Below are 21926 nucleotides of genomic sequence, written 5' to 3'. Positions count from 1 at the left end.
GGCGGTTTCGCTAGAGGCTCGAGTCGTCGAAGGCAACACCCCGATCGCGCAAGCGGGCGGGCCTCGCAAATTGTACGAGCGGCTTGCCGTGATGCGCCGAAGGCTCGACATGCGCCTCGACGCCGAACACATCCCGGATCATATCGGCCGTGATGATCGCGTCCGGCGTACCGGCACACATCACGCGGCCGCCTTTGAGCACGACGATCGTGTCGCAGAACATCGCCGCGAGATTGAGGTCGTGCAGCGCTACGATGCTGGTGGCAGGCAGATCGGCGACAAGCGACAGAATGTCGAGCTGGTGCTGCACGTCCAGATGGTTTGTCGGCTCGTCGAGCAGCAATTCGGTCGGTGTCTGAGCCAATGCCCGCGCAATCTGAACCCGCTGGCGCTCGCCGCCCGAGAGGGTCGTCCAGGGCTGATTGCGACGGCCGTCCATATCGACGTGGACCAGCGCCGCCTCGATAGCAGCCCTGTCGATGTCCGTCATCGGGGAGAGGGGTCCCCGATGGGGCGTGCGGCCGAGCCGAACCACATCGAGGACGGTGACCTGAGCATCGGTGGTGGCCTGTTGCTCCACCAAGGCGACCCGCCGGGCGATGGCGTTATGAGACAGGGCCGTCACGTCGATCTCGCCCAAGGTGATGACGCCGCTGGCGACCTTGCGAAGGCGGCAGATCAATCGAAGCAGGCTCGACTTGCCCGATCCATTCGGTCCGACAAGGCCGAGCATCGAGCCGGGCGCGACATCCAGCGTAACATCATCGACGATGATCTTGCCCGAGACGATCCAGCGGACATTCCTGGCCGCGATGCTCACGCCGACACCCTCGACCGATAGAGAATGAACGCAAAGGCGGGCGCACCGAAAAGGGCCGTGACGACGCCGATCGGCAAGACCTGCTGCGGAATGATGATTCGGGAGATGATATCGGCCAGCACCATGAAGATCGCCCCGATCAAAACCGAGGCCGGCAGCAGGCGCGCGTGGCTCGGCCCGACAAGGAAACGGGCCGCGTGCGGGATGACGAGTCCGACGAAACCGATCGACCCGACGAGGCTGACCATGGTGGCGGTCATCAGCGCCGTGAGACCGAACAAGACCACGCGGACGCGGGTGACCGGAATGCCGAGCGAGGCGGCGGCATCCACCCCGAACGTGAAGGCGTCGAGCGCGCGTGCATGGACGGTGCAGATGATGAGGCCCGCCACGGCGACCGGAGCCGCCAGATACACATCCGGCCAGCGGACGCCTCCGAGACTACCCAGGAGCCAGAACATGACGCCGCGCGCCTGTTCGGCACTCGCCGAGGTGGTGACGATATAGGACGTGAGGGCATTAAAGAGCTGCGATCCAGCGACCCCGGCCAGGATGATTCGATCGCCGCCCCCGCCGGAGCCTGCCGCCAGGATCGCGACGAGCACGACGGCCATCATGGCGCCGAGAAACGCGCCGCCCGATAAAGAAAGAAGGCCACCGCCAAAGCCGACGATCAGCACCACGACGGCCCCGGTGGACGCGCCGGCCGAAATCCCCAGCACGAAAGGCTCGGCCAAAGGATTGCGGAGCAGAGCCTGGAGAATCGCACCGCAGAGCGCGAGCGACGCGCCGCAGGATGCTGCCACCAGCGCGCGGCTAAACCGATAATCCCAGATGATGCCTTCTTGAATGGGGCTGAGCGGAAATGCGGTCCCGAACAGCTTGTTGCTCACGGCCCCGAGCGTCGTACCCAGCGGGATCTTCATTTCTCCGATCGACACCGCGACAGCGATGACGCCCAGAAGCGCCGCGGCCGCCACAACCGCGAGCCCGACGCGGCTTGCCCATGTATCGGCAATGATCCGCGGCTCGATCACTGAGGCTGGCCGAGCGCCTTGATGCCGTCAGCCAACGCTTCGAGACCATCGATGGTCCGCATCGAGGGGTTCATCGACATCGCATCCATGACGACGAAACGCTTGTTCCGCACAGCGTCGAGATGGCTCACGACCGGATCGGTCTCGAGGAACTTCAGCTTGACGTCCAAGGCATCGGCCGGAAAGCGGCGACGATCCATTCGAGCGATGACGATCACTCGAGGGTCGGCCGCCACGATGCTTTCCCAACTGGCCAGCGGCCATTCATCCTCCGTCGTGATGACGTTCCGGGCGCCGAGCGCCTGCATCATAAAGGCGGGAGCACCGTTCTTGCCGGCCACGAAGGCGTCGCCTTTCACGTCCTTGCTGGAAAACCAGAACACGATCGGCACGGCTTTGGCGTTGCTGCCCGATGCCGTCGCCCCAGCGGCGGCCTCGCGCTTTTCGAGGTCGGCGATCAGCGCGTCTCCTCGATCGCTGATGTCGAAGATCGCGGCCAGTTCGTGGATCTCCTGATAGACGAGTTGCATCGTGAACAACTGCTTGCGGACGCCGTCGCCGCCCGTCGTGTTATCTTTTTCGACGCAATCGGCCGGCGACACATAGGCCGGGATCTTCAAGTCCGAGAATTGTTCGCGCTTGCCGACGCTCCCGTTTGGGCCGATGTGCCACTCATATTGTGCGGCGACGAGATCGGGCTGCTGCGCCACGACGGCCTCGAAACTCGGATCGTTATCGGCCAGACGTTTGATCTTGGCATTATCGGCCTCGTAAGCTTTGAGCACAGGCCCAAACCAGACCGCCGTTCCAACGATCTTGTCGGCCAGGCCGAGCGCAAGCAGCGTTTCGGTCGTGCTCTGGCCGATCGAGACGACCCGCTGCGGGGCCTTGTCGACCGTCAAGGTCGAGCCGCAATTCTTGATCGTCAGGGGATAGATCGTGGCTGCTGAAGCCGGAAACGACGCCCCTCCAACGAGGGCATAGGCGAGTGATCCGAAAACAGCGAACCGCAATCGTCGTTGATTGATCAAGGCCATGATCCTTACTTTTTTAGGCGCCGACAAGCCGCACGGCGCGAGCCAACACGGCCGCTCCCGCAGGGGTCGAACGAGGGGTGAGACAAGACAGAGAGCGGGAGCGTCGCCGGCGTCGCGGCGCACGATCGGCCGGTCCGCTACGGCGTCAGCGGAACGCGCCCGTCAAACGCGAGGCGGTGGCGCGATCTCTGCGGATTGGGGTCGAAGAAGGCGGCGTCGAAGCTGCATCGCAATCGCTCCTGCGTCCGGACAACCCCGCCCGGATGATGGATTTCACTGCGACGGCAGGTCTCCTGGCTCGCGGATCTTGGCTGTTCGGCCTGCCTTCCCGCTTGCGCCGGTGACGGAGCTTGCAGTGGCATGATGTGATGACACATCACCAAGGGCGTCGAGCGATCCGCTGACAGTTGCGGGGGCAGCCATGGATTTGGCGCGAGCCTCACCATGTTCCCTTTTGATCCCTCTCGGGAACCGTCAAGCTTGATCATAGCTGTCCGTTCGATCGTCGGTCAATCGGGCGGCTCGAGGCAGAAGGCACCGCATCGCAGCCGAAAGTGAAGTCGCCGCGATAGTTATATTATAACATTTTTGGACACAAGGGGAGCGTTACAGAGCGATCATTGGTTCGCAAACTGAATGACGCGCTCACCCTGGCCGGTCGGCTTCAGGCCTTACCGGATCATTGCCGTGCGATCGGATCGAGATGCTGTCGATCGTTGATCAACGCCTCAGCAGGGCAATCACGGCATCGAAAATCGTGAAGCCCGCGACCGGAGCCAAAAGCAACATCAGCAGATTGAAGAAAATCAGCCAGATCACGATTTTCTCTTGGCGTTTGGTGATGCGGACTTTCCGCGGCTTGGGTTCCCACGGTCCCGGATGGGGAAACTGGTTCTGAAAGTCGACGAACAAGGGTGACCTCCCACCGTGCGCCTGATCAGATGCCCGATCCCGGCACCGTCCGGCAGGAGCTCACTGTCGAGGAATCAGACATCCTCTGTCTGCTTCCGCAACTTAGAACCAACATCGGTTGAAACGACAGGGACTCGTCGTCGCAGGAGCCCGGACGATGGCGCATCGCTTGGCGCCTACAACTGGGCTTTCGTGAAACCCATGCGGAAGCTCGATGACAACATGACGATCACGCTCGTCTCCGTGATGGTTGCGGTGCTGATCGGCGGCATCGAGGCACTCGGATTGATCGGCGACAAGCTGTCGTTAAATGGCTGGTTTTGGGACGGCGTCGGCATCTTGAATGATCACTTCAACACTCTCGGATTCGGCATCATCGGCATCTTTATCGCGGCCTGGGTCGTGTCTTACGCGGTGTACAAGATGAAGCGACTGGACGAGTTCGATGTCGCCCTCTCGCCGAAAGCCTAGTCACCAAACATGACCGCCGGCACGGCACCAGCACCATCAAAGGTGGCCGCGCCGTGGTCGTTGCTTCCTGAGACAAAGCGTCCAAGGTGCAGCCGGAGGATTGTCTTGACAGGTCACCTCCTCTGGTTGCGTCTAGCCGTGTGACAGCCTTCCGAAGCTCATCGATGCGGCACGCGATTGCCGCGCTTTTGATGATCGTCCTGACGCTTGCCGGCGTCGGACGAGCGCTCGCGGCTCCCTCCGATCTGATGCCGTCCTTCGGGTCCATCCCCGGCGTCGCAATGCCGATCTGCCACGCGGACGGCGGCGGTTCATCATCGAACCCGAGCGATCCGACGCATCACGACTGTTGCGATCAATGCGCTTTATCGGCGCCGATCCTGACCTCCAGCGCCCCACGTCCGACCATCGTCACACCCGCCAGCCATGCCGTTCTCCGCTCGGCCGTCGTGTCCTGGGCGGCGCGTCTGGCGCGTGCGCGCTCGCCCCGCCAACCGCAGGGGCCTCCGTCCGCGTGACCTAAGACACGCCAACGGTTTTCTTTTCTGTCCGCACCATCATCCGGCCGCCTCTCGAGCAGCATCGGAACACTCGCGTCGCGTCGCGGCTCGTGTCCGGTGACATGGCTCGACGCAGCGTCTGCGCTTCGGCGACCGGGTTGGTGTCGGTTACCTCAGGACATCTCCCATGCATAAGGTTCACGCGGCCGGCTTCGCTGTGCTCGCATCCCTGTCCCTGCTCTCCAGCGCGCCCGCTTCGGCGCATGACGTGAAAGTCGGCGATCTCGTCATCGAACACCCTTGGGCTCGTGCGACGCCCGGTGGCGCGCAAGTCGCCGGCGGCTATCTCACGATCATCAACACGGGCACCGTCGCCGATCGCTTGACTGGCGGTTCGCTCGAGGCCGCGACCACGGCCGAGTTTCACCAGATGTCGACGACCGACGGCATCATGACGATGCGCCCGACCGGCCCACTCGACATCCCGCCCGGTGGCCGCCTGACCCTCGATCCGTCGTCGAAACACATCATGTTTCTCGGCCTGAAACGCGGCCTGAAGAAGGGCGAGACGATCGGGGGCACTCTGGTTTTCGACCATGCCGGGACGGTGCCGGTGAGCTTCGAGGTCGAGGGCATTGGCGCCAAGGGACCGTCGCAGACGCCATCTGGGCAACCGAGCACGAAGGCCGGTCATGCAGGGCAATCGATGCCCGGCATGGACATGGACTGAGGGAGGAAGCCCGTGTCCAAGACCATATGGGCCAGCAGTGGGGCCTCGCGAACCAACTCGTTATGTTGGCCACCTGTTTCGCGATCATCCTGTCGTCGGTCGCGGCCGTCGTCATGTGGTGGACACGCAGGCCGGTCGGTCGGCTCGGGGTGCCGCCCTACCCCGCCGAGACGCGTGTTTATCGGGCGCTTTGGATCGCGGCAGCGGCGCTCGGCCTGCTGTTCCCGCTCACGGGGCTCGCCATCCTATTGATGCTGGCCTTCGATCTCCTCGTCATCCGCAGCATCCCACCGCTCCGGCGTGCTTTCGCCTGAGATCCAGAAGGCCGCGAGCATCGCGGTCCGGTTTCTGAGTCGCCAGACGTATCGCAGCCCGTCGCTTCACCCTCACGCATGGAACCCAACGATGACCCGTTGCCATCTCACCCTCGCCCTCTCAAGCCTGTGCCTGATCGGGGCTGCGGCCCCGGCTTTCGCGCATGCTCATCTCACCTCATCGGTCCCGGCCGCCGGCAGTCGCGTCGTAGCCCCACCCACAGAACTCGAGCTGAAATTCTCCGAAGGCTTGAACCTCGCGTTCACCGGCGTCTCCGTGAGGGGACCGGGCAAGACTGCCGTCACGACCGGCAAGGCGTCTCTCGGCGCGGGCGACGACACGACCTTGACGGTTCCGGTGTCCGACACGCTCGCGGCCGGCACCTACACGATCGATTGGCACGCGCTATCGACGGATGGCCACAAGACCCACGGGACCTACATGTTCACAGTCAAGTAAACGATATGATCGCTGACCGTTAACGGCAGCATCGTCCTCTTGTCCCTGTTTCGCCGCTGAAGAGAGCCTCCATGCCGCGTTCGACGTTCATCTTGCTCATGGGTCTGTTCTGCTTGCTGGTCATAGCGGGCGTCACCGCCATTACGGTGCAGCAATGGTCACCCTATTCGAGCACGCGCGTCGGTGGGGCGTTCTCGATGACGGAGATGACCGGCGACCCGGTCACCGAAAAGACCATGCTCGGAAAGCCGACCGCCATGTTCTTCGGCTACACGTATTGCCCCGATGTCTGCCCCACGACGTTGCTGACACTCACCAACGTCATGCAGCGAATGGGAGCTGACGCCAATCGGCTCAATGTGGTGTTCGTGACGGTGGATCCTCAGCGCGACACGGCCGAGCAGATGAAACTCTATCTGTCGTCCTTCGATCCACGCATTCGTGGCTTCATCGGCACCGAACAGCAGCTCGCGTCCATGGCCAACCGCTACCACATTCCGTATCGGCGTGTACAAACCGAGGGTGGCGGCTACAGCATGGACCATTATGCTGGCGTGCTGCTGTTCGACAAGACGGGCCGGCTGGTCGGAGAACTGCCCTACGAGGAGCCCGAAACGAGTGTCTTCGCCAAGCTCGAGACTCTCGTGCGGCCCGACGCCTGCGTGAAAGGTGCACCGCCCCGCGTCGACCTCTGGAGCGGCGTCAGCATGAACGATGTGTGTGCCAGCTGAATCGCGGGCCGACCGGATCCGCGGGCCGTGAGCCCGGACGTTGCCCTCGCTGTTTGTCGGTTCGGGCATGATGCGGCCGCCCTTGCTCTCTGGGGCGTCTTTGCATTCCTCTGGGCGCTGGTGCCACAGCCTGTCGCGACCCCTGTGGTGGATCAGCTCGCCGGGTTCCGTGTCACATCGATCGCCATCACGGTCATCACGACGCTAGCGGCGTTACCGCTCCAAGCCGCCATGATCGGCAATGGCTGGCCGGATGCCATCGATGTCTCGACGCTTCGAGCCGTGCTGTTCGAGACGAGCGTCGGGACCGCTTGGATCGTACAGTGTCTCGCCGCGATGATGCTGGCTTTGACAGTGGTGCGACCAGCCGGCCTGCGCTGCGGCGCCACGGCGCTCGCGTCTGGGCTCGTGGTCGCGTCCATCGCGCTCAGCGGCCATGCGGCTATGCACGAAGGCGCTCTCGGTCTCGCGCATCGGCTGAACGACGTCACTCACCTGCTCGCCGGCGGCGCATGGGTTGGCGCACTGGTTGCACTGCGGCCGCTGCTGCGCGCCCTCGACGATCCAAAGCTGCGACAGGACGCGGGGCTCGCGCTGTGGCGGTTTTCGACCGCCGGGCATTGGGCGGTCGCACTTGTCATCGGCACCGGTGTCGCTAACACGGCGCTCGTCCTGCAACGATGGCCACTCGACTGGACCTCGCCTTATCAGGCCCTGTTATCGGCGAAAATCGGCCTGGTGCTGGTCATGACCACGATCGCCCTCGTCAATCGGTATGTCATCGTGCCCCGGATGGCCGCCTCACGACACAGCGCGATCGGCGCTTTGCAACGCGGCACACTGTTCGAGATCGCACTCGGTCTCATCGTCATCGCGCTCGTCAGCATCGTCGGGCTGCTCGAGCCGAGCTGAGATGAGCCGGTGTCGACCGGAGCCAGACCGTTCACGCTTGCGTCGGCGTGATCTGGTCGTAGCCGCTGGCGCGATACACGAGCGTCGACACGATCCAGCTTGCGATGAAAAGCCCGACGACGACGAAGCCGAAATTCGCAAAATTGTCGTTCAGATCGCCAATCAGCGCCCAAAAGCCGCCATCGAGCCCGAGCTTGTCGCCGATCAGCCCAAGTGCCTCGACGCCACCGATGAAAATCGCGACCACGACCGAGGCGGCCGTGATCGTGAGATTATACCAGAGCTTGCGGATCGGGTTCACGAAAGCCCAACCGTAGGCACCGGTCATCAGCACGCTATCGGTGGTGTCCATCAGCGACATGCCGGCGGTGAACAGCGCCGGAAACACCAGGATCGTCCAGAACGATTGCCCTTGCGCGGCCTGCGTCGCCGAAATGCCGAGCAGCCCGATTTCAGTCGCCGTATCGAAACCGAGCCCGAACAGAAAACCAATCGGATACATGTGCCACGAGCGCGAGACGAGCCGGAACATCGGACGGAAGATACGCGCCAAAACGCCGCGTCCGGCCAGGAGGCTGTCCATCTCCTCATCCAGAACGCGCTCGCCCCGCCGGGCTCTGGAAAACGCCGACCAGATGCCGCGAAGGATGAACAAGTTAGCCAGACCAATCACCAGCAGGAACGCCGCCGATATCGCGGTGCCGATCACGCCGCCGATGCCATGAAATTCTTCGAGCCGCCCCTGCATCGCCGTCGCGGTCGCGGCGATCGCGACGGAGGCGAGGACCACGATGGTCGAATGACCGAGCGAGAAGAAGAAGCCGACCGATAGCGGCGCCTTCCCGTCCTGCATCAGCTTGCGAACGACATTGTCGATGGCGGCAATGTGATCCGCATCGAAAGCGTGCCGCAAGCCGAACGTATAGGCCAGGAACGCCGTCGCGAGCAGCGCCGGGCGATCCGAGAAGGCGATCCAGGCCCAAACCCAGGCCGCGATATTGGCCGATATGAGCAGCGCATAGATCAAACCGGCTTTGGCGCGACCTTGCGGGCGATGGTCGTCGAACGGGTTCAGGAACACGGCCTCTCCTTCAGTTGCAAACCATCTTGCACGAGAGGCGGCGCCACGGCGACCTGCGATTGACGCATTGACAGCGCTTTTCGTCGCTGCGCGCCAGCGGTGTCCTCCTCGCTCTCAAAGGTTCCGACACCGGGTGGTCATGCGAGTGATTGCGGGACGGACATAGACATGCCGAGCGTCACCGGCCCGAGCGGGATGCGCCGCGCTTTCTGCACGATCGTCACTCGCAACAGGCGCTCGCTGCTCGCCTCAAGCCTGACTGCGAGACCCCCCCTCGACGCGTGCTCTTATGGCTGAACGTCGCGCATGTAGGCGGTCCGTGCGGTCACGGCGCTGTTCGTATAGTCGCTGAACACGCCGTCGAGGCCGAGCCGGAAGAAGGTCAGATATTCCCGTTGGGCGTCGCCAGCATAGGTCGCCGCGAGATATTTCTTCTCGTTGCGGAACGTGAAGGCGTGAACGAAGAGGCCGGCCTTGTGGGCATCGGCGATGACGCTCGTTGGGGCCTGCACCTCGGCCTGGGTGGTCGACGGCTTGAACGCGCTGCCGTCCGCATTCTTGTCTTTCCACGGCACGATCTTGAGCGGCAGGATCTGCGGCTTCCACGGCCCGATGCCATCCGCGTAGGTCTTGATCTCGGCCAACCCGTCCGGCGTCAGCATCGCATCGAACCAGCGCGGATCGCCCGCGACCGTCCAGTCGAAGGGGCGGCTGTCGGTGATCTCGTTGTAGACGACGCTGCCGGTCTTAAAGTCGGTGTCGTAGCCGTCGATCAACTGCACGACTTTCGTCTTCAAGCCATGCGCCACGAGATATTTCAAACTGCCGGGCTCGAAGCTCTGGACGAAGATCGGCGCGGTCTTGGAATTGAGGCCGTTCTGCTCGATGATCTTGATCATCGCATCCTCGAGCGGGTGGCTGCCCGGCTGGCCGCAGCCGTTAGCGATCGCCTGCTCGTCGTTCCAGGTCGGGTTCTTGCTCTCGGGGTAGGTCGAGATCACGCGCCCGGTCTGCAGGCTCTTTGCTTTGGCGATGTCGACGATCTCTTGGTAGGTCAGGATCGGGAACTTGCCATTATAGACGGTCGGCCGCTCGGACGCGGCGTCATAGGTCGTGCCGCCGAACCAGTCCTTGAGCTCCTTGACCGTGAAGTCGGTAATCGACCAATCACCCGTATGGTCTTCGCCATCCACCACCAGCGATTTCAGGACCGACTTCGGGTCGCGTGGGTCGGTCAGGTCGGTCAGATATTCGGCCGGGCCACTTGTGGCGGTTTGCGGCCATGCGACCTTGACCATCACGCCCGGAACGGTCCGCTTGCGCGCCATGACGTCGGGGTTGGACTTGGCCACCTCGGCCACGTTGGTGTTGTCGCTCAGCCAGGGATTATGCCGGGCCACGAGGACGCAATCCTTGGTGAGGTGCAAATCCTCCTCAAGCGCATCGGTGCCGAGATCGGACGCGAGTTCATACGAGGGCCGCGTCTCTTCCGGCATCAGGCCGGGAAGCCCGCGATGGCCGATCACCAACGGCGGCTTTCCATCGAGAGTCCGCAAAGTTTCGGCGGCTCTCGCGCCGACTGAAGACATGGTGATCGCGGCCATCATGGGGGCCACCAACCAGATCGGGCTCGTCTGTCGCATGAGTCATCCTCCGTCGGACCCGTTGCCTAGCAGCGGCGGATGAAGCTTGAATGACCCATCTCGGCGGCAAGCCAGCCAGAGGCTCCCTGAAAAGAGCGGCTGATGGGATGAGATCCCGCCGTCTACCTGACGACCGCGGCCGCGCAGCTTTAGGCCGACGCTCTCGGTCATTCGGCGCTTCAACGGCGGCAGGACGCAAGCTGCGGAACTCGGCGACACATGAGCCGTTGCGATCGAGAGGGTTTCGGTTCAGGCATCGGACCCGCGCAGATGGCGCGATCAGGAGGCTTCTCATGACCGATCCGAATGAGTGGCTGAAGCGGCTCATCACCGATGCACTTGCACGCACACCGGAGCCCGCCAACGACACGGGCGAGCCGGAGGAACCGGCGATGGAGCCCGCCGCGATGTCGCTGATGATCACGCGGCAGCAACGCACTCGCTTACGCGAGCTTGGCTGGACCGACGATCAGATCCGCGAGATGACGCCGGACGAAGCCCACCGGCACCTCGCCGTCTGACGCCAAGGCCGCTGACGAGGATCAGCTCGGATCGGTCACCGGCGTGCCGACCTCGACTCTTTGATTTTGACGTCCAGGCGTGACAGTGCCGTATCGCCGTGCGGTTCGAACCGATCGCGCGATTGCGCCAGTCACACGGCGGGAGCAGAATCCCGTTCCACAGACGAACCGCATGATGGGTCCGAAACTGACGGCCGACGGGGTCCCGACGAAGTAGAGGCCGCGCAGACTGGTCTCGAAACGGTTCGACAATGTGGGATAGCCATTGGTGCAGGCGACCGCCGCAACGATGTCGTGATCGAGAAAATCGAGCCGGGCGAGGTCGATGCGATAGCCCGTCGCGGCCACGATATGGTCGGCCTCGATCGAACGATCGACGCCATCGCTGCGGACCGTCACGCGCAGACGGCCCTGGACGACCTCGCAGCGGCTAACCGTGGCATTGAGGATCTGAGCGACATGCGCCTCGATCGTCTCGCGCACCGAAATCGTCGGAGACGGACCGAGATAGCGACGCACGACCATGGCTCGGAAGTCGGCCGGCATTTTGTGGAACACGAGCGCGCCCTTCCAGGCCAACACCTTGTTCCACCCCGGCCCGAGCGGCGTCATCGGCGCCTTGATCGCGTGAAACCAGCGCCGCTTCCCGTTGATCGGTGGAAACCGCAACGTCGCCCGTCGAGCCACGAGCGTCGCACGGGCGCCGGAGCGGTGCAGCGCAGCCGCGACATCGACTGCCGATGATCCGCCGCCCAACACGATGACGTCTTGTCCACGCAGATGCGTGAGATCCGCGGCCTCGCTGCTGTGGGTCATGAGGCTGGGCGGCAGCGTCGCGATCGCATCCGGCACCGAGCCGAAGCGGCGCAACCCCGTCGCGACGACGACCTGTTCGGCCTGCACGACCGAGCCGTCATCCAGAGTCAGCGTAAACCCGTCGGGCGCGCGCGCGAGGTTGCGGACGAACTGCGGCTCGAGATGCGGCACCAACTCGCGTTGGAACGCCTCGCCATAAGCTGTGAACAGTTCCACCGGCAACGGCATCTCGAGCGGATCATAAGCGAGACCCTGCCGCGCACAGAAAGCCTTCAGGGTCAGCCGCTCCTCCGGGTCGGACAGATCCGTGGCGGCGGGTGCGGATTTCAGGAACATCCCGGAGGGCATACCGGTCGACCAGGTCTCCATCGACCGCCCGAAGATGCGATGACCGATCCCCGCATGGTGGAGATGAGCCGAGATCGACAGCCCATAGGGGCCGGCCCCTATGATCGCGACGGGAATATGTTGCAGCATCGTGAGCCCCTTCGTCGTCTGAAACGAAATGTGTGAATGTCGACACGTGCGGCCCGCGCGGCCGGTTCGCAGATCAAAAATGTGCCCCATTGGCGGTCAGCGTCGGGCCAAACGCGCGCTGAAGGATCGTCAGCATCGTCGGAAAGGGATCGACCGCCAGATACCGCAACATGGCAAAGTCGTAGGTCGTCAGCCGCCAAGGCATGAAAAGATGCGCCGCGAGCGCACTATAGGTCATGACGGTCACGTCGCGCTTGTCTTTCGCGTCTTGCATGGAACCATTGTTAATCGCCAATCCTTCTTTGACAAAGTTGATGCCAATGATCGACGCAAAATGAATCCGATACCAGAAGCGCGGATTACACTCGATAAAATAGATTTCCCCGGCGGGGTCGCGCCTGATATCAAAACCAATGACACCATTATAGTTAAGATGACTGATGATCGATAAAGCGTTTTTATCAATTCGACTATCATTGATGAATGTCACACGACGCTCTGTCTTGATATACTGGATTGAACGGACGATGACGCCATTGTCGCAGAGGTAGAAGGCACAGATATCCTGACCCGGAATATAGCTTTGCGCCACCATCGGCGTGTGGTCGAAATGTGCAGGCAGATCTTCGATCCGGTTGATCTTGCTGATCCCGGCGCTCCCCCACAGAGACAGCGGTTTCAACATCAACGGGAAAATCAAATGACTGAGGCCGTTGGAAAATTGGAGTTCTTTCGGCGTCGCAACATGGCGCGTGGGCGGATGCGGCACCCCGAGTTCGACGCAGAATTCCGCGAAGCTCCATTTATTGTCGAGAAGGTCGAACACTTTGCTCGACGGCACGGGAAAATGCCGCGTCGTCAGCGAATCTCCATGAACCGACAGAAACCGCGTCGTCATCGGACAACTCGGCAAGATGCAGGAAATATCAAAATGCGCCGCAATCGCATTAATTTTTTGAACATCTTCAAACATAAAATCCGAAAACGACCCCTCGATCGGAATATATTTTTTACATGAGTTCGAGATTTTCAGATTTGCGGCATCAGACGTTCCGAGCACAAATATTTCATCTCCACTTGCGGCCGCGCATCGCATGACGCGATATGGCAGCCGGAAACTTTCCGCGAGCAGAAGAAGTCGACGTTTCTTGCTCATCTGGCAGCTCGGTGATCGCGAACGTTCATCATTTTGACCTACCACGCCTATACTTGGGGTCATCTTTATCTAAATTGTGATTTAATAATATTTTTGAGTAACGTATGTTCATTGACCGAGACACTCACAATTTGCGAGATCGCAAAGGAGTATCAATCAAATGAGGTATGGCCCGGCGCTCGTTCTTTCGGATTAAGCCGACGAGGGGCTTGACCGAGCACCAGAGGTTCGATCTGCTTCCGACGCACCCCAGAGCCTGGCGATCACGGCGCGCTCGTGAAGCTAGCCATATGGCGCGCGGCTTGGGGCCTTGGAGCCATCGCTGCGTGGCCGATATCTTGGTGTCGACGCATCGCAGTGTCGTTGGTAATCACAAGGTTATCCGATGGCCGCGAGAGACATAATGCGATCCTGACTGAAGTCCTCGCGGCTGACATCGACGCCGCGTGTTCTTACGTCGAGCGTGAAGACGCGCGGCCCCACGCTGATGGCACGAGCGGATCGGCTCATTGCTTGTTGTGTAGCCTTAATGCCGAGACTGTCCTTCCGACGATCGCGCTGTCAAGCCAAATGGCAGCGCCATCATCTGCGGAACCGCGCGCACGGGCAGCAGAAAACAAAATGCCGTCCCGTTGTCGCAAGCGTGTGCGTCGTCTCTTGTTACGAACCGGGATCACGTTCATGTTTGCGGAGTGGCGCAAGACGGGGTCGCCGCCGATGCAGGAGCCGGTCCGCATCACCGAGCGATCGGTCGTGGCAAACGGCAGTGGCACGTCATCCATCTCTCGTCTCGCACCGCTCGACGCGACGATCGAAGGCTGCAAATCGCGCCGCAAACGTCCAAGTCTTCGTCACTTAATTGTGCGATCGCTGGTCCATCATCGATTGAGTTTCACCTGCGCCACTCGAGGAAGAGTTTCATGCCGATCACGAGCATTGCCGATCTTATCGTCGCAACGCTGGAGGAAGCGGGCGTCAAACGTATTTTCGGGGTCGTGGGCGACAGCCTCAATGGGCTGACCGAAGCATTACGCCAACGCGGCACCATCGAGTGGGTGCATGTCCGTCACGAGGAGGTAGCGGCCTTCGCGGCCTCCGGCGAAGCGCAGATCACCGGCAATCTGGCGGTCTGCGCCGGCTCCTGCGGGCCTGGCAATCTGCATCTCATCAACGGCTTATTCGATGCCCATCGCAGCCGCACCCCGGTGCTCGCCATCGCGGCCCAGATTCCCTCGTCCGAGATCGGCGGCGGCTACTTTCAGGAGACGCATCCGCAAAACTTGTTTCGCGAATGCAGCCATTATTGTGAGCTGGTCTCGGATCCGCATCAGATGCCGTTCGTGCTCGAAAATGCCATTCGGTCCGCCGTTGGCCAACGCGGCGTCGGCGTGGTGGTGATCCCGGGCGACGTGGCGCTGAAGCCTGCCCCGAACAAGGCGATCTCGCCGCGCCGCAGCCTGATCCCCGCCGCTCCGATCGTGCAGCCACCCGCCGCCGACATCGCGGCGCTGGCCGAGTTACTGAACGGCGCCGAGCGCATCACCCTGTTTTGCGGGCGCGGCTGCGCCGGTGCCCACGGCTCATTGATGCGGCTCGCCGAAACATTGAAGAGCCCGATCGTCCACGCACTCGGCGGCAAGGACTATGTCGAATATGACAACCCCTATGATGTCGGCCTGACTGGTTTCATCGGCTTTTCGTCCGGCTATGCAGCCATGCATCGGTGCGAAGTGCTGCTAATGCTCGGCACCGATTTTCCCTATAAGCAGTTCCTGCCGACCGATGCCAAGATCGCGCAGGTCGATATCCGGCCGGAAAACCTCGGTCGTCGCGCCAAGCTCGAGCTTGGGCTCGTTGGCGACGTCGACGCGACCATCACGGCGTTGCTTCCGAGCTTGCAGGTCAAGACGGAGCGGCTTCACCTCGACGATGCGCTGACCCGCTACAAGAGCGCGCGTGAGGGGCTCGACGATCTCGCCAAAGGGACGCCGGGACGTAAGCCGATCCATCCGCAATATCTCGCGAAGGTGGTCAGCGATGCGGCGAGCGAGGATGCCGTGTTCACGTTCGATGTTGGCACCCCGACCATTTGGGCGGCGCGCTATCTTGCCATGAATGGCAAGCGGCGCCTGATCGGCTCGCTGGTGCATGGCTCGATGGCCAATGCCATGGCACAAGGCATCGGCATTCAGGCGGCCCAACCCGGACGGCAGGTGATCTCCCTGTCGGGCGACGGCGGTTTCACGATGCTGATGGGCGATCTCATCACCCTGACCCAGGCCAAGCTTCCGCTGAAGGTGGTGATCTTCAATAATGGCGTGCTCGGCTTCGTGGCGCTGGAGATGAAAGCGGCGGGTCTCGTCGATATCGGCGTCGATCTTCAGAACCCGGATTTCGCCGCCATGGCTCGCGCTATGGGCATCCACGCGATCCGGGTCGAGGATCCAGGCGACCTGCCCGACGCGATCCAGACGATTCTGGCGCACGACGGCCCGGCCCTGCTCGACGTCGTGACGGCGACGAACGAACTCTCGATGCCGCCGACCATCGGCCTCGACGAGGTCAAGGGTTTCAGCCTGTGGATGCTGCGTGCCGTGATGAGCGGGCGCGGCGATCAGGTCATCGACCTCGCCAAGACGAACCTGCTTCCGCGCTAAGCGGCCCGCACTCACCCAGGAGTATGACACATGCCAAGCATCACGACACAGGACGGAACGTCGATCTTCTACCGGGATCTCGGGGCCGGCCAACCGGTGGTGTTCAGCCACGGCTGGCCGCTGAGTTCGGACGCCTTTGAGGATCAGATGTTGTTCCTCGCGGACCACGGCTTCCGCTGCATCGCGCATGACCGCCGCGGTCATGGCCGCTCGAGCCAGCCTTGGATCGGCAACGATATGGACACCTATGCGTCCGATCTCGACGAACTCGTGACGCAGTTGGGCCTCACCGACGCGATCCATGTGGGCCATTCGACGGGCGGCGGCGAGGCGGCCCGCTACGTGGCCCGGCACGGAAAAGGGCGCGTTGCCAAACTTGTCCTGATCAGCGCCGTGCCTCCCATCATGGTCTCGACCGAAGCGTTTCCTGGCGGCTTGCCGCTCTCGGCCTTGGACGGCATCCGCGATGGCGTCGTGACGGACCGCTCGCAATTTTTCAAGGATCTCTCGGCGCCCTTCTATGGCGCCAATCGCGAGGGGTCCAAGGTCAGCCAGGGCTTGCGGGATTTCTTCTGGCTGCAAGGCATGATGGCCGGCATCAAGGCCGAATATGATTGCATCAAGGCCTTTTCGGAAACGGACCAGACTGATGACTTGAAGGCCATCGACGTCCCGACGCTGATCCTGCAGGGCGACGACGACCAGATCGTGCCGATGGAGCATGCGAGCAAGCTGCAAGCCAAATTGATCAAGGGGTCCACCCTGAAGATCTATCCCGGCGCCCCGCACGGCATGTGCTCGACCCACAAACACGAGGTCAACGCCGACATTCTGGCTTTCGCTAAAAGTTAACGTCAAAGCTTGCAGCAAGGCTCTATGAGTCTGCTGCCAGTGGCGTCACAGTATTGTCACCCATTATGCCGCACTTGAATGCAAATTGGTGCGGCACATAACAGCGTTTCGAACGTTAAGGGCGGCTCAAGTCGGCCGCCTTGACTTCGGAGCGCTTTGAATGACCGGCGCGCTGCTGTCTTCGACATGCAGCAGAAGGTTCAATGGGGATGTTATGGCTGATTCCACTCACGATATCGTTGACACCGCGATTGCGGCCGGCTCGTTCACGACCCTCGTTGCGGCCGTCCAGGCTGCCGGGCTCGTCGAGACCTTGAAGGGCGCTGGCCCCTTCACCGTTTTCGCACCCACCGATGATGCCTTCAAGGCCCTCCCGGCCGGCACCGTCGAGACGCTGATCAAGCCGGAGAACAAAGACCAGCTCGTCAAGATCCTGACGCTGCACGTCCTCCCCGGCAAGGTGATGGCGGCGGACGTGACCGGCAAGACCATGTCGCCGAAGTCGGTCGGCGGCGAAGAGCTTCACGTCGATGGGACCAATGGCGTAACCGTCAGCGGCGCCAAGGTCGTCTCGGCCGACATCGCCTGCTCGAACGGCGTGATTCACGTCATCGACAAGGTCATTCTGCCGAAGGGCTGATGCCACCGTCGATCCACTCGAACGAAAGGCGGGCGATTGCTCGCCTTTCACCCCATTAATGACTGCGGACACCCAAACGGAACGCAGATCGACAGCAGAGCCGGATTGACGCCGTGTGGCGTCCGCCCGATCATGATGCCTCAGGTCTTTCGACGATTCGGTCGTCGGTTCATGGGGTGATCATGTCAGCACCGACACCCTCTTCGGCGAGGTCCGTCATCGGGCCACTTGTACTGATCGCGGCCGTCGTGGCCGGGAGCGCGGCAGCTTTCGCCTTTACGGCCGGTTGGTTCTCACCGCAGCGACTGACCCCCGTAAAACTGGTGGACGCGCTGGCGCCTCCCGCCGGCCCTGCCCTCGGCCATCGTCGCAATCACGCCAAAGGCATCTGCTTCACGGGCGCCTTTGAGGCCAACGGCGCTGGATCGGCACTGTCGACCGCGCAGGTCTTCGCGTCCGGCCGTTCTCCCGTCGTCGGCCGCTTCAACCTCGGCACACCCGACCCGAAGGTCGTCGACGCCACGGTGCGGGTGCGCGGCATCAGTCTTCGCATCGTGCCGCCGGGCGGTCAGGAATGGCGCACCGCCATGATCGACCTGCCGTTCTTTCCGGTCGCGACGCCTCAAGCCTTCTACGAACTCCTGACGGCCTCTTCCAGCAAGGCCCCGGACGCGATGAAGAGCTTCGCAGCGGCTCATCCGGAGATCGGTGCCTTCGGCGCCTGGGCAGGCAGCGCGCCTTTCACGGCAAGCTACGCGGAAGAGCGCTACAACAGCCTGAACAGCTTTCTGTTCACCGATGCGTCCGGCACCGACCATGCCGTGCGCTGGTCCTTGCTTCCGGCGGCTCAACCAACCTTCCTGTCCGTCGCGGACCTGACGGCGCGCGGCCCTGACGTGCTCGAGCAGGACATCATCGATCGGGTCGGTAAAGGTCCGCAGACATGGACCATGACGGTCACGGCCGCCAATTCCGGGGACCCGACGGCCGATCCGAGCAAGGCTTGGCCAGACGATCGCAAGACCGTGCAGGTCGGAACCCTTACGGTCGATCATATCGAGCCCGAGGCGGACGGGCCATGCCGTGACATCAACTTCGACCCAACGGTTGTGCCGTCCGGCATCAAACTTTCGGACGATCCCTTCCCGTCTGCGCGATCGGCCGCCTATGCGGTGTCGTTCGACCGGCGCACGGCAGAAGCCAAGGATTACCCGCGCGTCGCGACGGAGGCAAAGCCATGACGGTGGACCGCACCCACTTCACGCCGCTCCAGCGCGGGCTGCATTGGCTGATGGCCCTCTGCATCCTCGCCATGCTGTTCATCGGTGTCGGCATGGTCTCGACTATCACGCAGAGCTACGTCACGCTCGTCTCGATCCATAAGCCGCTCGGCATCGCCATCTTGGTTCTGGCACTCATTCGCCTCGTCGTCCGGCTGCGCTATGGCGCGCCAGCGCTGCCGGCCGACCTGCCGATCCCGATGAAGCTCGCGGCCAAACTCTCGCATTACGCCTTCTACGCGCTGATGCTCGCCATGCCGTTGCTCGGCTGGGGCATGCTGTCGGCGGCCGCCTACCCGATCGTGATGTTCGGCGGCGTGACGCTGCCGCCGATCCTCCCCCAAAGCGATAGCTTGCATACGCTCCTGTGGAACGCGCATTTCTATCTCGCCTTCGCGTTTTTCGCTCTGATCCTGCTGCATGTCGCAGCGGCTCTGTTCCACGCGCTGATCCGGCGCGACGGCGTTTTCGAGGCCATGGCGCCGGTTCCGAGCCACGATCCGGATCTTGCGCCGGCCGAGTGATCGGCAGCGCCGATCACGGACGTGTGTCAGTGAGCCGAACCGATGCCGTTCAGCGCAGCAAGCGCGTCGTCAGGCAGCATCAAGGCCGCTGAAGCGAGATTGTCACGCAAATGCGCGGTTGAGGACGTGCCTGGGATGAGCAGAACGTTGGGGGCGCGCCGCAACAGCCAAGCCAGCGCGACCTGCATCGGCGTGGCGTGGAGGCGCGCCGCGACCTCGGACAAGGTCGCCGATTGCAGGGGACTGAACCCGCCTAAGGGGAAGAACGGAACATAGGCGATCCCATCCGCCGCAAGGGAGTCGAGCAGCGCATCGTCGGCGCGATGCGCGAGATTATACTGGTTTTGCACGCAGACGATCTCGGCGATCCCGCGCGCCTCACGAACCTGTGTCGCGGTCACGTTGCTCAGGCCGATCGCCCGCACCCGCCCCTGTCGCTGCAAATCGACCAGCACCTTCAGCGGTTCCGCGATCGACCCTTCCGCCGGGCCATGGGGGTCAATCATTATGCGGAGATTGACGACGTCGAGCACCTCCACCCCGAGATTTTGCAGATTGTCGTCGACGGCACGCACGAGATCGTCCGCCGCATAGGCCGGGAGCCATGATGCATCGTCGCCCCGCCGTGCCCCAACCTTCGTCACGATCACGAGATCGCTCGAATAGGGCGCCAGCGCCTCGCGGATGAGCCGGTTGGTGACGTGCGGCCCATAAAAGTCGCTGGTATCGATATGATCGACGCCAGCCGCGACGGCATCGCGGAGAACCGCGACCGCCGCCTCCGGGTCGCGAGGAGGCCCGAACACCTTGGGACCCGCGAGTTGCATCGCCCCATAGCCCATCCGCTTCACGGTGCGCTCGCCGAGATTGTAGGTACCAGCGCGATCGATCGTCTGCATGTGCGTCTCCTTCATTGACCAAAGCTAACCATGGCACGCCGGTTCGATAATCAGGCTGGATCAGGACGGGCTGTTCGGCTGAGCGAACAATCGATGCCGGAGGAACCGCCTCGATCCCCGGACAGGAGAACTTACGCGCTCCGGCGGAGGGTGATCCGCGTCAACTCGGATGGGCGACCCAACCGCAGGGCAAAACCGGCCCATAAAGCGGTGCCGTTATTCACGTAGAGCGTCATCCCGGCCACATCATAGCGGCCCGACACGAAACCACCATTCGGCTTGGCGAACAGCCTGTCGAGGCCAAGAATCATCCCGCCATGGGTATGGCCGGACAATTGTAATGCCACACCGCGCGCGGCGGCGGCCCCCGCGTTCTTTGGCTGGTGATCGAGCAGAACGATCGGTGCCCCGATCGGGACATGATCGAGGGCGGCCATCAAATTCGGTGCAGGATGACCCGTCTCAGACGCCGAACGATCTGTCACGCCGGCGATCACCAGTGAGCGGCCGTCCCGCTCGATGACCATATGGGCATTGGCCAAGGGCCGCATCCCCATCTCGGTGAAGTGCCGCATCCAGGCGTCATAGCCGAAGTAGTATTCGTGATTTCCGGGAATGAAATAGACCCCGTCCGGCGCATGCAGGGTCCGCAGCGGCTCCACGTCGTCGCGCCGCGCCGCGATGGTGCCGTCGATAAAGTCACCCGTCACCACGATCACGTCGACACCCAGCGTATTGGACCGTTCGACGACCGCGCGCGTCCAAGCTTGTGGGAACAACTTGCTGATATGGAGGTCCGTCAGCTGCAACAGTCTGTAACCGTCGAACTGCGGCGGCAAGTCGCGAAGTCCGATCTCGACATCCTTCAAAGGCGGCACGCGGCTCGCCTGAGCGACACCAATGGCCGCCAGAACGGCGGCGAGGGTCGCGATCCCGTAGCGGACGACGTCCGGCACGACAACGCTGCCTAACCACACAAGCATTGCGATCAGCGTCCCTGCATCGAGCGCCAGTTGGAACAAGGCGAGCAGCAGGATCGCGCCAGATGCCCAATTGAACAGGATGACGATCGGGCGGGGAAACTCAGGCGAAAAAACCGACCCCGACGAGAGCCGGCTCCACAGCAAATATTGGGACGCGACGAGCAGCAAAATGGTTGCGCCAGCTTTGACCAGGAGCGGAATGTGAAGGGGCCACAGAAACCGGCCGATCACTAGAAGGCTCGGCACGCTAAAGATGACGTGGAAAATCAAGATCTCTCCAATGGCGATGGACGGTCCTCGCGCCGCTGAGGTCGTGACGCGTCAACGTTTCATCCACGCTCCTTAGCATGGTGACGGCGTGCAGAGGCGATCACGCGGCTCGGATCCTGCCCAAATGGTAGTCCCATCGCAGAGCACGGTCATCTCGGGTCCCCCACGGCGTCATGGCGATCGCTTGTCTTCGCCGCACCACT

Annotated in this window: 23 protein-coding genes and 1 riboswitch; of the genes, 13 read left to right on the top strand and 10 right to left on the bottom strand. The window is 62.4% G+C overall.

Annotated features, from left to right (window positions below):
- Window positions 1–10: 10 nt before the first annotated feature.
- The 4 genes from LGH83_RS16075 to LGH83_RS16060 form a co-directional block, all read right to left on the bottom strand.
- Window positions 11–820 (bottom strand): ABC transporter ATP-binding protein, encoded by an 810-nt coding sequence (locus LGH83_RS16075; RefSeq protein ID WP_227399524.1) that lies wholly within the window; start codon window positions 818–820, stop codon window positions 11–13.
- Window positions 817–1800, bottom strand: a complete 984-nt coding sequence (locus LGH83_RS16070; protein ID WP_413771159.1) for a FecCD family ABC transporter permease — start codon at window positions 1798–1800, stop codon at window positions 817–819. Before LGH83_RS16070 ends, LGH83_RS16075 begins: the two co-directional genes overlap by 4 nt.
- A gap of 53 nt (window positions 1801–1853) precedes the next feature.
- Complete coding sequence (locus tag LGH83_RS16065; protein WP_413771059.1) at window positions 1854–2888, bottom strand: ABC transporter substrate-binding protein; 1035 nt, start codon at window positions 2886–2888, stop codon at window positions 1854–1856.
- Window positions 2889–3159: 271 nt separating this feature from the next.
- A riboswitch (cobalamin riboswitch) is annotated at window positions 3160–3385 on the bottom strand.
- A gap of 229 nt (window positions 3386–3614) precedes the next feature.
- Window positions 3615–3806, bottom strand: coding sequence for a hypothetical protein (locus LGH83_RS16060; protein WP_131114371.1), 192 nt, complete (start codon window positions 3804–3806; stop codon window positions 3615–3617).
- Window positions 3807–4028: 222 nt separating this feature from the next.
- Here LGH83_RS16060 and LGH83_RS20000 point away from each other — a divergent pair, with 222 nt between their 5' ends.
- The 7 genes from LGH83_RS20000 to copD all read left to right on the top strand — a co-directional run bounded on the left by LGH83_RS20000 (window position 4029) and on the right by copD (window position 7924).
- On the top strand, window positions 4029–4277 hold the full coding sequence (locus LGH83_RS20000; RefSeq protein WP_264479014.1) for a hypothetical protein: 249 nt from the start codon (window positions 4029–4031) through the stop codon (window positions 4275–4277).
- A 164-nt stretch (window positions 4278–4441) separates the two neighbouring features.
- Window positions 4442–4795: a DUF2946 family protein gene (locus LGH83_RS16050; protein ID WP_227399521.1), complete on the top strand. Its 354-nt coding sequence runs from the start codon at window positions 4442–4444 to the stop codon at window positions 4793–4795.
- A 169-nt stretch (window positions 4796–4964) separates the two neighbouring features.
- The gene (locus tag LGH83_RS16045; protein ID WP_227399520.1) at window positions 4965–5507 is read left to right on the top strand and encodes a copper chaperone PCu(A)C; all 543 of its coding nucleotides are present in this window, start codon (window positions 4965–4967) and stop codon (window positions 5505–5507) included.
- Between the two features lie 26 nt (window positions 5508–5533).
- On the top strand, window positions 5534–5821 hold the full coding sequence (locus LGH83_RS16040) for a hypothetical protein (RefSeq protein ID WP_227399519.1): 288 nt from the start codon (window positions 5534–5536) through the stop codon (window positions 5819–5821).
- Between the two features lie 91 nt (window positions 5822–5912).
- Window positions 5913–6281 (top strand): copper homeostasis periplasmic binding protein CopC, encoded by a 369-nt coding sequence (gene copC, locus LGH83_RS16035; RefSeq protein ID WP_227399518.1) that lies wholly within the window; start codon window positions 5913–5915, stop codon window positions 6279–6281.
- Window positions 6282–6352: 71 nt separating this feature from the next.
- Window positions 6353–7012 carry an SCO family protein gene (locus LGH83_RS16030; RefSeq protein WP_227399517.1) on the top strand — a complete coding sequence of 220 codons (660 nt, stop codon included), beginning with the start codon at window positions 6353–6355 and terminating at the stop codon, window positions 7010–7012.
- A gap of 27 nt (window positions 7013–7039) precedes the next feature.
- On the top strand, window positions 7040–7924 hold the full coding sequence (gene copD, locus LGH83_RS16025; protein WP_227399516.1) for a copper homeostasis membrane protein CopD: 885 nt from the start codon (window positions 7040–7042) through the stop codon (window positions 7922–7924).
- A 31-nt stretch (window positions 7925–7955) separates the two neighbouring features.
- On the opposite strand, the gene LGH83_RS16020 is transcribed toward copD, so the two are convergent.
- Both LGH83_RS16020 and LGH83_RS16015 read right to left on the bottom strand, forming a co-directional pair.
- Window positions 7956–9005, bottom strand: a complete 1050-nt coding sequence (locus LGH83_RS16020; protein ID WP_131194870.1) for a HoxN/HupN/NixA family nickel/cobalt transporter — start codon at window positions 9003–9005, stop codon at window positions 7956–7958.
- 287 nt (window positions 9006–9292) lie between these two features.
- Window positions 9293–10648, bottom strand: a complete 1356-nt coding sequence (locus tag LGH83_RS16015) for a glycerophosphodiester phosphodiesterase family protein (RefSeq protein WP_227399515.1) — start codon at window positions 10646–10648, stop codon at window positions 9293–9295.
- Between the two features lie 293 nt (window positions 10649–10941).
- Here LGH83_RS16015 and LGH83_RS16010 point away from each other — a divergent pair, with 293 nt between their 5' ends.
- Window positions 10942–11169: a hypothetical protein gene (locus LGH83_RS16010; RefSeq protein WP_227399514.1), complete on the top strand. Its 228-nt coding sequence runs from the start codon at window positions 10942–10944 to the stop codon at window positions 11167–11169.
- Between the two features lie 21 nt (window positions 11170–11190).
- Here LGH83_RS16010 and LGH83_RS16005 read toward each other — a convergent pair whose 3' ends face one another.
- Window positions 11191–12462 (bottom strand): NAD(P)-binding domain-containing protein, encoded by a 1272-nt coding sequence (locus LGH83_RS16005; protein ID WP_227399513.1) that lies wholly within the window; start codon window positions 12460–12462, stop codon window positions 11191–11193.
- Between the two features lie 73 nt (window positions 12463–12535).
- Complete coding sequence (locus tag LGH83_RS16000) at window positions 12536–13618, bottom strand: ATP-grasp domain-containing protein (protein ID WP_227399512.1); 1083 nt, start codon at window positions 13616–13618, stop codon at window positions 12536–12538.
- A gap of 920 nt (window positions 13619–14538) precedes the next feature.
- On the opposite strand from LGH83_RS16000, the gene poxB reads away from it, so the two are divergent.
- The 5 genes from poxB (at window position 14539) to LGH83_RS15975 (ending at window position 19571) form a co-directional block, all read left to right on the top strand.
- Complete coding sequence (gene poxB / locus LGH83_RS15995) at window positions 14539–16275, top strand: ubiquinone-dependent pyruvate dehydrogenase (protein WP_227399511.1); 1737 nt, start codon at window positions 14539–14541, stop codon at window positions 16273–16275.
- Between the two features lie 30 nt (window positions 16276–16305).
- Window positions 16306–17127: an alpha/beta fold hydrolase gene (locus LGH83_RS15990; RefSeq protein WP_227399510.1), complete on the top strand. Its 822-nt coding sequence runs from the start codon at window positions 16306–16308 to the stop codon at window positions 17125–17127.
- A 214-nt stretch (window positions 17128–17341) separates the two neighbouring features.
- Complete coding sequence (locus LGH83_RS15985) at window positions 17342–17767, top strand: fasciclin domain-containing protein (RefSeq protein WP_131114354.1); 426 nt, start codon at window positions 17342–17344, stop codon at window positions 17765–17767.
- Window positions 17768–17949: 182 nt separating this feature from the next.
- Window positions 17950–19008, top strand: coding sequence for a catalase family peroxidase (locus tag LGH83_RS15980; RefSeq protein WP_227399509.1), 1059 nt, complete (start codon window positions 17950–17952; stop codon window positions 19006–19008).
- A complete protein-coding gene (locus tag LGH83_RS15975) occupies window positions 19005–19571 on the top strand; it encodes a cytochrome b (RefSeq protein ID WP_131194879.1) in 567 nt (188 codons plus the stop codon). The genes LGH83_RS15980 and LGH83_RS15975 overlap by 4 nt, the downstream gene beginning before the upstream one ends.
- A gap of 26 nt (window positions 19572–19597) precedes the next feature.
- On the opposite strand, the gene LGH83_RS15970 is transcribed toward LGH83_RS15975, so the two are convergent.
- Together LGH83_RS15970 and LGH83_RS15965 are read right to left on the bottom strand one after the other, a co-directional pair.
- The gene (locus LGH83_RS15970) at window positions 19598–20470 is read right to left on the bottom strand and encodes an aldo/keto reductase family oxidoreductase (RefSeq protein ID WP_227399508.1); all 873 of its coding nucleotides are present in this window, start codon (window positions 20468–20470) and stop codon (window positions 19598–19600) included.
- A 131-nt stretch (window positions 20471–20601) separates the two neighbouring features.
- Window positions 20602–21720 carry a metallophosphoesterase gene (locus tag LGH83_RS15965; protein ID WP_227401884.1) on the bottom strand — a complete coding sequence of 373 codons (1119 nt, stop codon included), beginning with the start codon at window positions 21718–21720 and terminating at the stop codon, window positions 20602–20604.
- Between the last annotated feature and the right edge of the window lie 206 nt (window positions 21721–21926).

Source organism: Lichenihabitans sp. PAMC28606 (assembly GCF_020616535.1).
Lineage (GTDB): Bacteria > Pseudomonadota > Alphaproteobacteria > Rhizobiales > Beijerinckiaceae > Lichenihabitans > Lichenihabitans psoromatis.
This window is presented reverse-complemented; position numbering and strand designations above follow the sequence as displayed.

Excerpts from the sequence above, each read along its gene's own strand:
- LGH83_RS20000 (WP_264479014.1), top strand. The coding sequence starts at position 4,029 with ATGACGATCACGCTCGTCTCCGTGATGGTTGCGGTGCTGATCGGCGGC.
- LGH83_RS16050 (WP_227399521.1), top strand. The coding sequence starts at position 4,442 with ATGCGGCACGCGATTGCCGCGCTTTTGATGATCGTCCTGACGCTTGCC.
- LGH83_RS16045 (WP_227399520.1), top strand. The coding sequence starts at position 4,965 with ATGCATAAGGTTCACGCGGCCGGCTTCGCTGTGCTCGCATCCCTGTCC.
- LGH83_RS16040 (WP_227399519.1), top strand. The coding sequence starts at position 5,534 with ATGGGCCAGCAGTGGGGCCTCGCGAACCAACTCGTTATGTTGGCCACC.
- copC (WP_227399518.1), top strand. The coding sequence starts at position 5,913 with ATGACCCGTTGCCATCTCACCCTCGCCCTCTCAAGCCTGTGCCTGATC.
- LGH83_RS16030 (WP_227399517.1), top strand. The coding sequence starts at position 6,353 with ATGCCGCGTTCGACGTTCATCTTGCTCATGGGTCTGTTCTGCTTGCTG.
- LGH83_RS16015 (WP_227399515.1), bottom strand. The coding sequence starts at position 10,648 with ATGCGACAGACGAGCCCGATCTGGTTGGTGGCCCCCATGATGGCCGCG.
- LGH83_RS16010 (WP_227399514.1), top strand. The coding sequence starts at position 10,942 with ATGACCGATCCGAATGAGTGGCTGAAGCGGCTCATCACCGATGCACTT.
- LGH83_RS16005 (WP_227399513.1), bottom strand. The coding sequence starts at position 12,462 with ATGCTGCAACATATTCCCGTCGCGATCATAGGGGCCGGCCCCTATGGG.
- LGH83_RS16000 (WP_227399512.1), bottom strand. The coding sequence starts at position 13,618 with ATGAGCAAGAAACGTCGACTTCTTCTGCTCGCGGAAAGTTTCCGGCTG.
- poxB (WP_227399511.1), top strand. The coding sequence starts at position 14,539 with ATGCCGATCACGAGCATTGCCGATCTTATCGTCGCAACGCTGGAGGAA.
- LGH83_RS15990 (WP_227399510.1), top strand. The coding sequence starts at position 16,306 with ATGCCAAGCATCACGACACAGGACGGAACGTCGATCTTCTACCGGGAT.
- LGH83_RS15985 (WP_131114354.1), top strand. The coding sequence starts at position 17,342 with ATGGCTGATTCCACTCACGATATCGTTGACACCGCGATTGCGGCCGGC.
- LGH83_RS15980 (WP_227399509.1), top strand. The coding sequence starts at position 17,950 with ATGTCAGCACCGACACCCTCTTCGGCGAGGTCCGTCATCGGGCCACTT.
- LGH83_RS15975 (WP_131194879.1), top strand. The coding sequence starts at position 19,005 with ATGACGGTGGACCGCACCCACTTCACGCCGCTCCAGCGCGGGCTGCAT.
- LGH83_RS15970 (WP_227399508.1), bottom strand. The coding sequence starts at position 20,470 with ATGCAGACGATCGATCGCGCTGGTACCTACAATCTCGGCGAGCGCACC.